We start from the raw sequence: 15,254 nt of genomic DNA, 5'->3' as shown, positions 1-15,254 counted from the left end.
GGGGCCGGACGATGCCGAGCAGCCAGGGGGAAGATATGCATCATATCCGGGAAGACTGCATCAAATCACGCCTGACCGAGCGCGCGCATCTCACGCTCGCCGTCGAGAAGCTGATGGAAAGAGGCGTTCCCGAGGAACTCATTCCGGTCCACCTCGCCCGCGTCTTCTACGTCGACATGGACGAGCTCAACGCCGTGCTCGAGAAGATGCGAACCATGAAGGAAGCGCGCGAGAAAAGACCGTTGCGCGCCGTCGCCTGACGCTCGCCCCTACCTTCGGCGGCGCTGTCAGCGCCCGAGCATCGGCACATGGCCGGGGTCGGCCTCCACCCTTTTCAGCCAGGCAGAGACTGCAGGAAAATCCGAAAGGGTGAAGCCGCCGACATTCGCATCATGCGTGTAGGCGTAGAGCGCGATGTCGGCAACACTGAGAGCCTCGCCCGCCAGGAAAGGCGTGCGTGACAACTGCCGCTCCATGACGCCCAGCGCCCTGTTGCCGCCCTCGAGCGTCTGCGCCATCCGCTCGGGCGTGGCCATCGCCGCCCGCTCGGGATAGGTGATCAGCGACCGCCGCACCGCAATGTTCGGCTCATGGCTGTACTGCTCGAAGAAAAGCCACTGATAAACCACCGCGCGCGCATAAGCATCACCGGGCAAAAAGCGCGTCCCCTCGGCCAGATAGAGCAGGATGGCGTCGGATTCGGAAAGGAACCGCCCGTCGTCGAGTTCGAGCACCGGCACCTTGCCGTTCGGATTCCTGGCCAGGAATGCCGCCTGCCTGGTCGTCCCGTCACGCGAACTGGTTTCGACATGGGTATAGGGGATGCCGAGCTTGGCCAAAAGCAGCCGCGGCTTGTAGCAGTTGCCGCTGTCCGTCATCCCGTAAAGCTTCATCACACCCTCCGTAACGCCTGTGCGATAGCGTGGGTGGTCTCCCCGCACCAATGAAAAATCCTGCAGGAAGCATCAATGGGATTGTTCGCAAGCCCGCTCAGGCCGGACGGCCCCCACGGTCGGAAAACAGCGACACCACCTTGTCGTCCGGCGCGGCGAACCGGTCGAGGCTCACCGGCTCGGTATCGAAGATCGTCCCGGCGAGCCGAGCCGGCCGGAGCAGGTCTCCGGACACGAAGTCCGCGCCTACCTCCAGCGCCACGTGCAGGTGGGACGGCGATTCGATACCCTCGGCAAGGACCTGCTTGCCCTCGCGCCGAAGCGCGTCGACCAGGGTAGAAAGGAGCCGCGCCGCGATCGGCACCTCGGCGATGCGCTGGAACCACAGTCCGTTCAGGCTGACCACGTCGGGATCGAGATCGCGCACGCGCGAAAGCGTCGCATCATCGACGCCGAAATCCGCGACCGCTACACCCAACCGGTGACGGCGCAGGGAAGCGGCCAGCTCAAGCTGGACGGTACCCTCGGCGTCATCGTCCACTTCCCAGAAGACGAGCATCGGATCCAGCCCCATCTGGTCCAGGCATTCGGCGGCCGCGTCCACGTGATCCAGGATGGACTCCAGATCGGGCGCCGCAAAAGGCGGTCGGCCCAGAAAGAGCGGCAGATCCTCCGCATCGGCGTTATAGTAGTTGCGCAGGTGAAGCATGCGACACAGACAGGAAATGAACCAGCGATCCTGCGCCGGCACGTCCTCCAGGAAGACGGCGTGCGCCACGGGCTCTCCGTCGCGGAAGACGCCGGTCAGCGCCTTGACGCCGCACGGAAGCAGGCCGGCATCCGAGCGCCGCAGAACCGGCCGGTAGAGCGTCTTCAGGAAATACGGTCCGTAGCGTCCGGTCTCGATCCCCACTTCATCGACCAGAATCGCATCCTCGATGCGCTCGGCGAGACTGTCCCCCTTGCTCATGGATCAGTCTCCGCGCCCCGCAGGGCAGGCCCGAGCGGCGACAATCTTCGGATCGAAGCAGCGAAACACCGACACCTTCCCTGTTGTTCTATCTATTGAATATTCGACAATGTCCCCGAAACTGCCACGAGAAGGATTGATCGCGCGTTAACAGGCCCATGAAGGCGGTGCCAGCCTTGCGATTCCCCGCGCAATACGCCAATAAGGCCCCTGTGCTCGCCGTGCCGAGAAAACGAAAATTCCCATAGGAGCGATCCTGCCATGGCCTTCCTTGCCGATGCCCTTTCACGTGTGAAACCTTCCGCCACCATCGCCGTGACCCAGAAGGCGCGCGAGCTGAAGGAGCAGGGCCGCGACGTCATCGGCCTGGGCGCGGGCGAACCCGATTTCGACACGCCGGAGAACATCAAGAAAGCAGCGATCGACGCCATCAATCGCGGGGAGACCAAGTATCCGCCTGTCTCCGGCATCCAGCCCCTGCGCGAGGCGGTCGCCGCCAAGTTCAAGCGAGAGAACAATCTCGACTACGACTGGAAACAGGCGATCGTCGGCACCGGGGGCAAGCAGATCCTCTTCAACGCCTTCATGGCCACGCTCAACCCCGGCGACGAGGTGGTCATCCCTACCCCTTACTGGGTCAGCTACCCGGAGATGGTGGCGATCTGCGGCGGCGAGACAGTTCTTGCCGAAACCCGACTGGAGGACGGCTTCAAGCTGCGGCCGGAAGCGCTGGAGAAGGCGATCACGCCCAGAACCAAATGGCTCATCATGAACTCGCCGTCCAATCCCTCGGGCGCGGCTTATACGGGCGGGGAATTGAAGGCGCTGGCGGAGGTGCTCCTGCGGCATCCCCATGTCTGGGTGCTGACCGACGATATGTACGAGCACCTGACCTACGGCGATTTCACCTTCCGCACCATCGCCGAGGTGGAGCCGCGCCTTTATGAGCGCACGCTGACGATGAACGGCGTTTCCAAGGCCTACGCCATGACCGGCTGGCGGATCGGCTATGCGGCGGGTCCCATCGAGCTCATCAAGGCGATGGATACCATCCAGGGCCAGCAGACCTCGGGTGCCGCGACCATCAGCCAATGGGCCGCGCTGGAAGCGCTCACCGGACCGCAGGACTTCATCCCGCGCAACCAGAAAATCTTCCAGGGTCGCCGCGATCTCGTGGTCTCGATGCTCAACCAGGCGAACGGTATCGACTGCCCGGTGCCCGAGGGCGCCTTCTACGTCTATCCCTCCTGTGCCGGCACGATCGGCAGGAAGGCGCCGTCCGGCAAGGTGATCGAGAGCGACGCCGATTTCGTAACCGAGCTCCTGGAGGCGGAGGGCGTGGCCGTGGTGCATGGCTCGGCCTTTGGCCTGGGGCCGAACTTCCGCATCTCCTACGCGACGTCCGAGGCGCAGCTGGAAGAAGCCTGCAAACGCATCCAGCGCTTCACCGCCGAATTAAAGTAGCCGCTGACCGCAGACGGATGCATCAGGCGCGCCCGCCTTCGCGCGTCATCCCGGCCAAGGGAGCGCAAGCGACCGCGAGCCGGGATCCATTCCGGAACGGTTTGCGCCGGGCCAAAGCATCACGGAATGAACCCCGGATAGCCCCGCTGACGCGCTGGCCTACGGAACGACAGGCGGTGGGCCGGATCCGGCGTTCGATCCGGCCGTCGGCCGAGATGCCTTGCGCTGGTGTATGGTCGCACCGTCGCTGGTGCATTCTTAAGTCGCTGCCGGGTTTTTGGGTGCGGCGCAGCATTCGTTCACCTGACTTAAAGGATTGCCCGTTTCTTCTTATCCGGGGTTCATAGGGATATTGGGGCGGTGGCGATGAAGATTCTTTCCACGATAAGAAGCCACGGGGGTCCGGTCTACGCCGCGATCCAGGGGCTCTTGCTGACGGCAGCCGGTGCGGCTTCTCTGTCGACGGCCCTTGCGTGGCAGGACATCGCAGCGCCGTGGCTGATGCCGGCCGCCGCGGCCGCATCGGCCGCAGGGAGCGGCCTGCTCGCCTATCTGCGCCGAGCAATCACCCACCGCCTAGACCAAGCGGAAACGGCCGAAGCGAAGATGCAGAAGCTCATCGATACGGACCTGATGACCGGGACCATGATGCGCCACGTGTTTCTCGAGGCGCTCAATGAAAGTGTCGGGACGCTGACGCGCCACCGCAAGGTCACCCTGCTTCTCGTCGATCTCGATCATTTCAAGCGACTGAACGACAGCTTCGGCCACCATTTCGGAGACAAGGCGCTGACGCATTTCGCCGAATGCATGCGCGCCAGCTTCCCGGATTGCGATGTCGGCCGTCTCGGCGGCGACGAGTTCGGCATCATCATGCCCGGCAACGAGTTGAAACGGGCCGAAAGGCGCGCGCGACACCTGATCGAGAAGCTGGGCGCCGGCGTCGTTCACGAAGGGTCGGTGATCCCGCTGAGCGCATCGATCGGCATCGCCGCGGCCCCCCAGCACGCCACCACCGCCAAGGAATTGATGATCCTCGCCGACCTGGCCCTTTACGAAAGCAAGAGCGGCGGCCGCAGCAAGGCCACGCCCTTCGACGGAGAAATGCTCTCGGAGAAGCGCCACCGGCGCTACGTCGAACGTGAATTGCGGGCGGCGATCTATTTGAACGAGCTCGAGCTGCACTACCAGCCCGTAACCGACGCCGCCCGCTCCGCCATGGCGGTGGAGGGGCTGGTGCGCTGGCGCCATCCCTTGCGCGGCATGATCTCGCCGGCCGACTTCATTCCGATCGCCGAGCGATCGAGCCTCATCGACCAACTTGGCGAATGGGTCTTCCGCCGCGCTTGCAAGGATGCGCCGAGCATGCCGGACCGGCGCATCAGCATCAATGTCTCCGGCGAGCAGCTCAAGCGCGACGAGGTCGTCTCCATGATGCGTCGCGTCCTTCATGAAACGGGATGCAGCGCTGAGCGCTTCGTGCTTGAAATCACCGAAACCGTGGCGACGGCGGCCAGTCCGGAGATCATCGGCCGCATCGAGGCGTTGCGCGAAATGGGGTTCAGGATCGCTCTCGACGACTTCGGCACGGGCCATTGCGGCTTCAACTATATCAAGGCGCTGCCGATCGACTGCATCAAGATCGACCGCAGCTATATCCGCAATCTCGGCAGCGACGGCATCGCCCAGGTCTTCGTTTCCGCGCTCGCCCAGATCGCCCGCATCCAGGGCCTGACCATCGTGGCCGAGGGGATCGAGACCGAAGCGGAGTTCGAGTTCGCGCGAGCGGCCGGATGCACACGCTTCCAGGGCTTTCTGTTCGGAAGGCCCGAACGCTTCATCTTGTCCGGCGATGAGAAAGAGGCGCTTCTGGTCGCTTGACCCACGCACCGGGTCCGGCGGCTTTTCCCTCGGCCCTACGCCTTCCCCCTTGCCCGGCAGCCAAACCCGTGTGACGATACCGTGACGGCGGACGACCGGAGGTCTTCGCCGGCGCGACGGCCGCCCCAGGCCGGCCGCCGCTCGTGGGAGGACGCGTGAGAGGAGGTCGGCAAATGGGAGCACGCGCAGGAGAAAGGCACACCGGGCCGAAGTGCATCGCCATCCTCGGCCCCTTGGAAAGCGGCAAGACCACACTTTTCAATGCGATCCTGGCCCGGGCGACCGAAACGGATCCAGCCGCCGGCCATGGCTCCGCCCGGACGGCCGCCATGAGTGTGGAGGCCACCTTCGCCACCACGACCTTCATGGGCGAAAGCATCACCTTCGTCGACTGTCCGGGCTCGGTCGAATTCGTCGCCGAAGCCGAGCCGGTGCTCGCCGCGGCCGATGCGGCGATCGTGGTAGTCGAGGCCGACGACAAGAAGCTTTCCGCCCTGCAGATCATCCTGCGCCGGCTGGACGCGATCGGGCTGCCGCGCGTTCTCTTCCTCAACAAGATCGACAAGAGCAGCGCCGGGGTGCGCGAGACGCTAAAGTCGCTGCAGCCCGTCAGCCAGGCGCCACTGCTCCTGCGCCAGATTCCGTTGCGCAAGGACAGCATCGTGGTCGGCTCCATCGATCTGGCGCTGGAGCGCGCCTATGTCTACCGCGAGCACGCGCCAAGCGAGATCGCGCCCATACCGGACGACGAGAAGGCGCGCGAGGTCGAAGCCCGTTTCTCCATGCTGGAGACCCTGGCCGATCACGACGACGCGCTGATGGAACAGCTTCTTGAGGAAATCGAGCCGCCGCGCGATGCCGTTTTCGACGACCTGACTGCGGATCTGCGCGCGGGCGCCGTCACGCCCGTCCTGATCGGCGCCGCCGAGAAGGGCAACGGCGTGCTGCGCCTGTTGAAGACCATTCGCCATGACGTGCCGGGCGTCGCCACCACGCGCGAGCGCCTGGGACTCGAGAGCACCGGCGACACCGTCCTCCAGGTGATGAAGACGATCCATGCCGGCCACGGGGGCAAGCTCTCCATCGTACGGGTCCTTACGGGCGGTATATCGGACGGCATGGAGATCCCGGGGGCGGGCCGCGTTTCCGGCCTTTACGCGCTGACGGAACGCGAGCAGGCGAAGCGCGCATCCGCCGCCGAGGGGGAGACGGTGGCGCTCGGAAAGCTCGACGGCGCCAATACGGGCGATACGCTGACGGCCGGCAAAACGGCGGCGCACCAGCTTGCCGTGCTTTCCGCTCCCTATCCGGTGTTCGCCATGGCACTCGCCCCGCGCGAGCGCAAGGACGAGGTCAAGCTCACCACGGCATTGCAGAAGCTCATTCAGGAGGATCCCGCGCTCGTTCTGCGGCAGAACCAGGACACGGGCGAAACGGTGCTGTGCGGACAGGGGGAGATGCATCTGCGCCTGGCCAAGGAACGCCTGGAAGGCAAGTATCAGCTTTCGGTCGAAGCGCGTGCTCCCACGATTCCCTATCGGGAAACGATCAGGAAGCCCGTTACCCAGCGCGGCCGCCACAAGAAGCAGTCGGGCGGCCATGGCCAGTTCGGCGATGTCGTCCTGGAGATCCGCCCCCTGCCCCGCGGCAGCGGCTTTGAATTCACTGAAACCATTACCGGGGGAGTGGTGCCCAAGCAGTATATCCCGTCGGTGGAAACGGGCGTGCGCGAGGCGCTGAAAAAGGGGCCGCTCGGCTTTCCGGTCGTGGACATCGCCGTGAACCTGGCGGACGGCTCCTACCACTCCGTCGACTCCTCCGACATGGCCTTCCAGATGGCCGCACGCCTTGCCATGCGCGAGGGGCTGACGGGGGCAAGCCCGGTGCTTCTGGAACCTTTCCTCAAGGTGGAGGTCGACACGCCCTCGGACGCGACGGCGCGCGTCACCGCGATCCTGTCGCAAAGGCGCGGCCAGATCCTGGGTTTCGACACGCGCACCGATTGCCCCGGATGGGACCGGGTGGAAGCCATGATGCCCGAAGCCGAGATCGGCAGCCTGATCATCGAATTGCGCTCGGCCACAGTCGGTGCCGCGACCTACCGCGCCGCCTTCGACCACATGGCGGAACTGACGGGGCGTCTGGCGGAGGATGTCCTGAACGGCAAAGGCACGGGCAAGGCCGCCTGAGGCAATAGACAAGGCCCCAATAAAAAAGAGCCGGATCGAAAGATCCGGCTCAAGTATTGGAAGTGCCTGTTAAGGCGAAACCTCCAGAGGGGAACACTCACGGAAGCTAATGGGAGGAGAACGCCTCCGAGAGTGACCATGATATGAGCATCCATTGCTCAAATAACAACCAGGGCTTTTTGCATTCCAGCCATGCATTTTTGCATGAAGCTTGCGGGATTCAGTCGTCCGGGTGATCCGGCCAGTTCACCAGACCGGCCCGCGGCTGCGGTCTTAATCGCCCTTTTCAGAACGACCAGGTGCGCGATTTCGAGATGAGGAAATCCCTGAAAACCTGGAGTTTTGCCTGGTTCTTCATCGTGTCCGGATAACAGAAATAGGTGTCGAAGGACGGCACCGCCGTTTCCGGCAGAAGCTGCACCAGGCCGCTTTCGCCGCCGACCACGTAGTCGGGCAGCATGGCGATGCCCGCCGCCCGCTGCACGGCAAGCTTGATGGACAGGATGTTGTTGATCTGCAGCGGCACCTGCCGTTTCACGCCATCCGGCCGGCCAGCCGTTTCCAGCCAGTTCATGTCGCTCAGATGCGGCGGCACCGCCTCCCCGAAGGTGACGATCCGATGGCGATCGAGATCATCGATCGAGCTCGGCTTGCCATAGCGGTTGATATAGGCCGGCGAGGCGTAGAGGTGGAAATGCACCGTAAACAGCTTGCGCTGGATAAGGTCAGGTTGCTGCGGCTGGCGCATGCGTATGGCGCAGTCGGCCTGGCGCATGGTCAGATCCAGCTCCTCGTTGTCGAGGATGAGCTGAAGCTGGATATCGGGATAAAGCTCGCCGAACTCGGGCAGCCGTTCCGTGAGCCAGCCGGTGCCCAGCCCCACCGTGGTGGAAACCCTGAGAACGCCCGAAGGCCGGTCCTTCGTCTCCGACAGCCGCACCTTGACGCTCTCGAGCTTCATAAGCACGTCGTGCGCGGTGCGATAGAGGATTTCACCCTGCTCGGTCAGCACCAGGCCGCGCGCGTGCCGGTGGAAAAGCGGCACGCCGACTTCCTGCTCCAGCGCGCTCACCTGGCGTGAAATCGCTGACTGCGAAAGATGCAGCGTTTCCGCCGCATGAGTGAACGACCCCGCCGCCGCGGCGGCGTGAAACACACGTAGCTTGTCCCAGTCCAACGCCGAATTCCCCTCTTGATTTTTGGGGCGTTAAACGAAAAATCCGCCTTTATTCCGCCGCCTCGCGGCGCGTTTCCATTTCCGCCAGGTATTTCTCCGCCTCGAGCGCCGCCATGCAGCCGAGCCCCGCGGCCGTCACGGCCTGGCGATAGATATCGTCGGTGACGTCGCCGGCGGCGAAGACACCTGGCATGTCGGTGCGGGTGGAGTTCGGTTCGGTCCACAGATACCCGTTCGGCTTCTGCTTCAACTGCCCTTCGAACAATTCCACCGCCGGCGCATGGCCGATCGCCACGAACACCCCGTCGATGGACATTTCCCGGGTCTCGCCCGTCTTCACGTTCTGCACCCGAATTCCTGTGACGGAGGGCGGCAAGGGCGGCTTGGGCGTCTCGCCGGTGATCTCGTCCAGCACCGTGTCCCACATCACCTCGACATTGTCCTTCTGGAACAGGCGCTCCTGCAGGATGCGCTCGGCACGGAACTCGCCGCGCCGGTGGATGACGGTGACCTTGCGTGCCAGATTGGCCAGATAGAGCGCCTCCTCCACGGCGGTGTTGCCGCCGCCGATGACCACGACATCCTTGCCGCGATAGAAGAAGCCGTCGCAGGTGGCGCAGGCCGACACGCCGAAGCCCATGAAGGTCTGCTCGGAGGGCAGGCCGAGCCACTTGGCCTTGGCGCCGGTGGCGATGATCAGCGCGTCTGAGGTGTAGACCGTGCCCGAATCGCCGGTGAGCCGGAAGGGACGCTGCTTTAGATCGGCTTCGACGATCAGATCGCTGACGATCTCCGATCCGACGTTCTCCGCCTGCGCGCGCATCTGTTCCATCAGCCACGGACCCTGGATTGGATCGGCGAAGCCGGGATAGTTCTCGACGTCCGTCGTGATCATCAACTGCCCGCCCTGCTCCAGCCCGGCCACGAGCATCGGCTTCAGCATGGCGCGCGCGGCATAGATCGCGGCCGTGTATCCGGCCGGTCCCGAACCGACGATGAGAACCGGCGCATGGCGGGTGGTCATGGCTGCAAGTCCTTTCCAAAAGCCTCGAAGCCCGCCCGGAATGCCGCGCGAGCGTTACCGATCTAATTATTCCACACCCTCTGGCGCAAGGCGAAGAACGGTTTTCCAACAGCTATAGATTGTCGCGCGACATTCGTTCCCCAACGGCCCTATCGATAAAATCCCCGCACAAACCGGCAAGATGCTTGGCTATACGGGTCGCATAGCATAGGTTTTATTTCACGAACGCGACAGATTCATGCGCAAACGGAACGGGATCGCCTGATGCCGCTGAAGGCAGACTTGGACGCCATCGACTGGAAAATCCTCCGCGAACTGCAGGATGAAGGCCGCATCACCAATGTCGAACTGTCGCAGCGGGTGGGCATCTCCGCCCCGCCCTGCCTCCGGCGCGTCAAGCGGCTGGAGGAAAACGGCATCATCAAGGGCTACCGCGCGATCCTGAACAGCCCGGCGCTCGGCTATGACGTCGTCGCCTTCTGCCTGATCGGCCTGCACCACCAATCGGAGGTGGAACTCAAGACCTTCGCCGAGCGCACGCGCAACTGGCCGATCGTGCGGCGCGCCTGGATGGTCTCCGGCGATTCCGACTTTCTGCTCCATTGCGTGGCCACCGACCTTGCCACCTTCCAGAACTTCGTCATCGAGGAGGTCACCTCCGCACCCAATGTCGACACCGTGCGCACGGCGCTGACGATCCGCCAGGTGAAGGACGAAGGGTTGGTGGCGATCGACAGATGAGGCTCGCACGTGCTGTTCTTTCGGCAACACTCCCTCTCCTGTCGGATACGTGTATGATCCATATTTCCGCCCACCCGCCTGACGGATAGCCGCGATGAAAGCCTACGTCATCAATCTCGATCGCGATCGTGATCGCATGGCGCATGTCATCCGCCAGGGCGAACAACTCGGGATACCTTGGGTGCGCGTTGCGGCGGTGGACAAGTTGGATCAGCGCATCGCCGACAGAGCCGCCAAGGGGCGCCCCGGCCTGCTCGGCTTCACCATCTCGGCCGGCGCCATCGCCTGCTTCGAGAGCCACCGCAAGGCCTGGCGGCTGATCGTCGAATCCGAAGAACCGTACGGCGCGGTGTTCGAGGACGACGTTGTGTGTTCGCCCGATCTGCCGCGCTTCTTGTCTTCCGGCGACTGGATCCCGGCCGACGGCGACATCGTCAAGCTGGAAACCTTTCTCGCTCGCGCCACCGTTACCGCACGGCCGGCGGCATCCATCGCGGAACGAAAGATCGTCCGCCTGTATGGCCGGCATCTGGGTGCATGCGCCTACGTCATTTCACGAAAGGCTGCTGAACGGCTCTTGGCGGCCTCGGAGGCCTTTGCCGATCCGGTGGACGAATTCCTGTTCAACGTCCAGTCTCTGCAATTTCCGCGCCTCGTCCTCTATCAGGTTGATCCGGCGCCCTGCATCCAGGGAATGCTTCTCGGGCTCGACGGAGAGGAGGCGCATCTTAAAAGCAGCAACGACAGAAATCCCGAGCCGGAAAAGCGCCGGGTTGGCGGGGGCATGAGACGGTACCTTGCGCGCAAGGGTACACGGCTCTGGGAGAAAGGCTTGCTCCTTGTCGGGGGCAGGGAGCGGCGGGCGATCGCGTTCAGGTGAAGGTGACGAACACCCATTTCCTGTCGCTCACGGCGGCGCTCAATGGCCGCCAGAAAAGGCCGCCGAGCTGGACGAACGGGCGTTTCACCTCCCGCCAGGCCTTTGCCGTCCCGCGCGGCTTGTCCTCCACGCGTTCGCCGTGTAGGTCGCTGCCGAGCCCGAGTGCGACCTCCGGCTCCCTGACGACGAAATCCTGCACGCAGACGGCCGGCAAGAGCTGGTAGATCACGAGTGACGCCGCCGAGGGAAGCGCCGGGTCGAAGATGAACTGATCGACCGGGCTGTCGAAGCGCGCGCTCATGCGCAACAGCTTCTCCGCCCCCTTGCGCGTCACGATGTAGCCGCCCGCTCCCGCGTGCCTGCTTCGCAACCGGTGGAGTCGGCGGTCGCCGACGGCGCCTGCCGGCGCCTTATCGACGCGCGCACGCTGGAGCTTGGTCTCGATCTTCACGACATCGGCATCCTCCGGCACCCAGTCGCCATCCGCCAGAAGGGCTGACGCGCCGGCCCCCACGTGCAGATCGTCCTCGAAGACGGCGGCGTGGGGAAGTCCTTCCTCCAAGATCCGCCGCCAGCATTCCCGATGGCTGAGAAAGCATGCCGTCTCGCCCGCCCGCAGCGCGCGCGCACCCCGCCAGCGCTCGATCTCCGCCTGAGAAAGACGTGTGCCATCCACCGCGGGAACGCGCGTGAACGAAAGACCGAGTTCCTCGAAGAGGCTCGTCATGCGCCGCAGGCGTTCGGGCTGGCGGTCGAGATTGATGAGGAAGAGCTTCATCCGTCGTTCTGCCCGGGCCGCCCACTTTTCTGCTGCGGTATGGGGCAGGGACACGCCCTGCCCCACGTGCCGGTCGATCTCAGATCGGCTTCCAGTCCGGATCGATCTTGGAGGCCTCTGCCTTCCAGAGATCGCCATAGTCGACGTCCTGCCAGTCCTTGAACCACGGCCCGCCATTGGTGAAATGAATGGCGCTCGGCGTGCCGGTGGCCGGTTTTTCGCTCCAGCCTTCCAGCCAATTCCAGGTTTCCGGAATGCCGCCGATCTCCTCGTCCTTGGCCCACTGCATGCGGTGCAGATACGCGCCCGACTCGCGGTTGATGACGTCCGGGGTGAGCGTCCTGGTCGACGGGTGCTCGCAATTGAAGAGCATGAAGGACGACCAGTTCTTGCGCGGATAGGCGGTCTGAACCTTGCCGTCCATCTTGGTGGTCGCCTTCGGCGTATAGTCGTGCTTGACGCACAGGACCGCCTTGGAGGGGTCCCGGTATTCCAGGAGCTTGGCGACGTCGTCCAGGAACAGGAAATCGCAGTCGCAGAAAAGCGCCCAGCCCTTGTAGTCGGCAAGCCACGGCGTGAAGAAGCGCGAATAGGTGAATTCAGTGGAGGCGAGCGGATCGATCTCCCGCGTATAGGCTCCCTTGTCCACGAGGTCGGCAAGCTTGATGGCATGCACCTCGACCGGGATGCTGGCCCGCTCGATCAGGGTCTGTCGTGCGACGTCATAGGCAATCGGCTCGCGCGAATCCCAGCCGATGTAGATGTCGAGCTTATTTTCCATGGACAAGTCCTTCCGTTTCGTTTTCTCGCTTCCCGCCTTCATCCTCCGTCAGCCAGATGCGCATGTTGCGCTCCCTGGCCTTCTTCTCGACCCATGCGCGCTCGTCGGCCCATGTATGGCGGTGCCAGCCCTGCCAGCCGAACCCGGCGATCTCCACCTCCCACCGGTCGGCCGGAAGCCGCTCGAGCGCATAGCGGATACCCATATAACCGGTGCTCGGGAATGTGCGCCTTTCCAGCATGGTCGCGGCATCGGCCCCCAGTTCGAGGCAACTCTCCTCGTAGAAGGCGGGCGGGAGAACGGTGACCATCTTGCCCGCCGCGCCGTACATCATCAAGGATGCCCAGGTCCATTCCGCCCGCCGTCCCTTGAGCCGGGAAAAGAATTTCGGCTGAAGGCCGTATTTTTCGACGGCGATCGGATGCATCACCAGGAAGACCATTTCGGCCGCCTGGACGATCGGCGAGGTTGGATAGTCGCGATTCTTGAGCCGCCGCTGCATCGGCTTGCCGGTGTTGCACACGAAGAGCCAGTTCGTCTTCGTGCCGCTCATGCCGATCGACGCCTTCGGTTCGTTGAACCGGACCACATGATCGCTCGCATCGACACGTTCCGACATGTCATGGGGCAATGGGCCGTTGCCGACGATGAACAATCGCTTTTTCGCCATAGACTCAGTTCTCGCGGCTGGCCGTTGCTTCCGGGGGGCTGTTTAGAACATTGTACAGCCTCACCGCAAACCGATAGCGCGCGCGGTGAAGTTCGCGCGCAAGAATCTCGGGGATGGGCTTTGATTTCCCCTGCACCGTCGTCCCTCCAAGCTCGCCCGCCACTTCGCGGATGGCGACCGGCATCGCCGTCAGGACGGGCAGGCCGTGCAGCCACTGCATCTGGATGCTCGTGTCGACCGGACGGTCGAAACGCTCGGTGAAGGCCAGAAGCGCGCGCGCGGCATCACGGCCGACCAGTTGCGCCTGCATGCCGAGCCGAGGCGGGCGCGGCGCGACAATGCACGCGGCGGCCGCGCGCGCGACCAGCTTTCCACGCTCCCCCCGCGCCTTCTTCGGGAAGCGCACGATTTCGCCCCGGTCGAGGCGCGACAGGGCCAGGTCGAGCACCGCCGAAAACCCGTTGCCAAGCTCCACGTCGTCCTCGACGATCAGTCCCGCATCGAGTTCACGGACGACGATCTCCTGCCACGCCTTTCGGTGCGAGAGGAAACAGGCGATTTCGGAAAGGCGCAACGCGAACGGATAGCGCGGCCTATGGAGCCCCGGACGGTAGACTTGGGCAATCTGCGCTTCCGACAGCGCCTGCCCGTCGACAGCATCGACCACCGTCGCCGGCATGGGCAATGTCGCCTTCAGCCGCGCCACCTGCGGGGCACGGCCGTGCGCGCGTTTGAGATGGATGATGAAAGCGTCGGTCTTCATGGGCTGGTGGCCGTCCACAAGTCTTCGTAGACCGCGCGCAGCGTATCCGCCTCCCGGGCCAGCGCGAACGCCTTGCAGACATGCGCCCGCGCCTCCTTCCCCTGGGCGGCGGTCGTTCGGGGGTCGGCCAGATACGCCTCGATCGCCCCGGTGAGTGCTGCCTGATCGCCGGCCGGCACCACCTGTCCCGTCCTGCCCGGCTCGATCATCTCCGCGTAGGCGCCGGCATCGCTCGCCACGACGGCCGTCTGCGAGGCCATCGCCTCGAGCGGCGTCAGCCCGAACCCCTCGTTGCGCGAGGGCGCGACGTAGAGGGACAGGCGACGGTACCACGGCCGCACATCCGGCACCTCGCCGAGAAACAGGATGCGCTCGGCAAGACCCGCCTCCTCTATGCGGCGGCGCAAATCCTCCGCAAAGCCGCGATGCTCGGCCGTCACCCGACCGAGGATGACAGCCGTCCATTCCGGATGGCGCGGCAGGAGGTCGATCATGGCGCCAACGAAGAGGTCGGTGCCCTTCTGGTGTCGGACGCGCCCGAAACAACCGATGCCGTAACGTCCCGGCAGTTCGGCCGCTTCCCACCGGTCCTCGGCGGTGCGCGGCGGATGAAAGCGCTCCGTATCCACACCGTGCATGACCACCCGGTGCGGCACCTCGAGGAACGAACCGGAGCGCGCGCTGGTGGCGACCACCGCATCCATGCGCCGGATCAGCCATTTCGTATAGGCCCTGTGGCGGCGCTGCGCGGCGGAGGTGAAAACGAGCTTCAAGGGCGCGCGCAGAATGTGCTTCAGCACCACGCCGGCCAGCATCTCCGTGTTGCGCCGGGCATGCCAGATGCGAAAGGGTTTTCCCTCCGGCCTGAAGAAGAGGGCAGGAAGCTGCCACCAGCGCATTTTCGGCAGCTTCCGCGGCAGGCCCGGCCCCAGCGTGGCGATGCCGAGTGCGTTGGCCTGCTGGGGGATCAGCTGCACCACTGTGCTGGTGACTCCGGACAGGCGGCGCTTGAAATTGGGCGCCACCACCTCCACCCGGCGCAT

At 64.3% G+C, this 15,254-nt stretch carries 15 protein-coding genes; 6 read left to right on the top strand and 9 right to left on the bottom strand.

From position 1 onward, the window contains the following. Positions 1-35: 35 nt before the first annotated feature. Positions 36-260, top strand: a complete 225-nt coding sequence (locus SIN08_RS12430; protein WP_322451889.1) for a hypothetical protein — start codon at positions 36-38, stop codon at positions 258-260. Between the two features lie 27 nt (positions 261-287). Here the strand turns inward: SIN08_RS12430 and SIN08_RS12425 are convergent, their stop codons facing one another. After that, a complete protein-coding gene (locus SIN08_RS12425) occupies positions 288-893 on the bottom strand; it encodes a glutathione S-transferase family protein (protein ID WP_416208059.1) in 606 nt (201 codons plus the stop codon). Positions 894-990: 97 nt separating this feature from the next. Continuing rightward, on the bottom strand, positions 991-1,863 hold the full coding sequence (locus SIN08_RS12420; protein ID WP_322451887.1) for an EAL domain-containing protein: 873 nt from the start codon (positions 1,861-1,863) through the stop codon (positions 991-993). 261 nt (positions 1,864-2,124) lie between these two features. Here SIN08_RS12420 and SIN08_RS12415 point away from each other — a divergent pair, with 261 nt between their 5' ends. The 3 genes from SIN08_RS12415 to SIN08_RS12405 all read left to right on the top strand — a co-directional run bounded on the left by SIN08_RS12415 (position 2,125) and on the right by SIN08_RS12405 (position 7,397). Continuing rightward, positions 2,125-3,327, top strand: a complete 1,203-nt coding sequence (locus SIN08_RS12415; protein ID WP_322451886.1) for a pyridoxal phosphate-dependent aminotransferase — start codon at positions 2,125-2,127, stop codon at positions 3,325-3,327. Between the two features lie 366 nt (positions 3,328-3,693). After that, positions 3,694-5,208 carry a putative bifunctional diguanylate cyclase/phosphodiesterase gene (locus tag SIN08_RS12410; RefSeq protein WP_322451885.1) on the top strand — a complete coding sequence of 505 codons (1,515 nt, stop codon included), beginning with the start codon at positions 3,694-3,696 and terminating at the stop codon, positions 5,206-5,208. Between the two features lie 173 nt (positions 5,209-5,381). Next, positions 5,382-7,397 (top strand): elongation factor G, encoded by a 2,016-nt coding sequence (locus tag SIN08_RS12405; protein WP_322451884.1) that lies wholly within the window; start codon positions 5,382-5,384, stop codon positions 7,395-7,397. 286 nt (positions 7,398-7,683) lie between these two features. Here the strand turns inward: SIN08_RS12405 and SIN08_RS12400 are convergent, their stop codons facing one another. Then, positions 7,684-8,574: a LysR family transcriptional regulator gene (locus SIN08_RS12400; protein ID WP_322451883.1), complete on the bottom strand. Its 891-nt coding sequence runs from the start codon at positions 8,572-8,574 to the stop codon at positions 7,684-7,686. Between the two features lie 49 nt (positions 8,575-8,623). After that, on the bottom strand, positions 8,624-9,598 hold the full coding sequence (gene trxB / locus SIN08_RS12395; protein ID WP_322451881.1) for a thioredoxin-disulfide reductase: 975 nt from the start codon (positions 9,596-9,598) through the stop codon (positions 8,624-8,626). 264 nt (positions 9,599-9,862) lie between these two features. Here trxB and SIN08_RS12390 point away from each other — a divergent pair, with 264 nt between their 5' ends. After that, positions 9,863-10,339: an Lrp/AsnC family transcriptional regulator gene (locus SIN08_RS12390; RefSeq protein WP_322451880.1), complete on the top strand. Its 477-nt coding sequence runs from the start codon at positions 9,863-9,865 to the stop codon at positions 10,337-10,339. 94 nt (positions 10,340-10,433) lie between these two features. Beyond that, positions 10,434-11,219: a glycosyltransferase family 25 protein gene (locus SIN08_RS12385; RefSeq protein WP_322451879.1), complete on the top strand. Its 786-nt coding sequence runs from the start codon at positions 10,434-10,436 to the stop codon at positions 11,217-11,219. On the opposite strand, the gene SIN08_RS12380 is transcribed toward SIN08_RS12385, so the two are convergent. The 5 genes from SIN08_RS12380 to SIN08_RS12360 form a co-directional block, all read right to left on the bottom strand. Beyond that, positions 11,212-11,997, bottom strand: coding sequence for a glycosyltransferase family 25 protein (locus tag SIN08_RS12380; protein WP_322451878.1), 786 nt, complete (start codon positions 11,995-11,997; stop codon positions 11,212-11,214). The genes SIN08_RS12385 and SIN08_RS12380 overlap by 8 nt on opposite strands. Positions 11,998-12,076: 79 nt before the next feature. Beyond that, positions 12,077-12,778, bottom strand: a complete 702-nt coding sequence (locus SIN08_RS12375) for a glycosyltransferase (protein WP_322451877.1) — start codon at positions 12,776-12,778, stop codon at positions 12,077-12,079. Continuing rightward, entirely contained in the window at positions 12,768-13,448 is a 681-nt protein-coding gene (locus tag SIN08_RS12370) for a hypothetical protein (protein ID WP_322451876.1), read from the bottom strand. The genes SIN08_RS12375 and SIN08_RS12370 overlap by 11 nt, the downstream gene beginning before the upstream one ends. A gap of 4 nt (positions 13,449-13,452) precedes the next feature. Further along, positions 13,453-14,211, bottom strand: a complete 759-nt coding sequence (locus SIN08_RS12365; protein WP_322451875.1) for a glycosyltransferase family 25 protein — start codon at positions 14,209-14,211, stop codon at positions 13,453-13,455. Further along, positions 14,208-15,254, bottom strand: a complete 1,047-nt coding sequence (locus SIN08_RS12360) for a glycosyltransferase family 4 protein (protein WP_322452157.1) — start codon at positions 15,252-15,254, stop codon at positions 14,208-14,210. The genes SIN08_RS12365 and SIN08_RS12360 overlap by 4 nt, the downstream gene beginning before the upstream one ends.

It is taken from the genome of Chelativorans sp. M5D2P16, assembly GCF_034427935.1.
GTDB lineage: Bacteria > Pseudomonadota > Alphaproteobacteria > Rhizobiales > Rhizobiaceae > Chelativorans.
The sequence above is the reverse complement of the archived record's forward strand: the minus strand, read 5'-3'. Positions and strand labels throughout refer to the sequence as shown.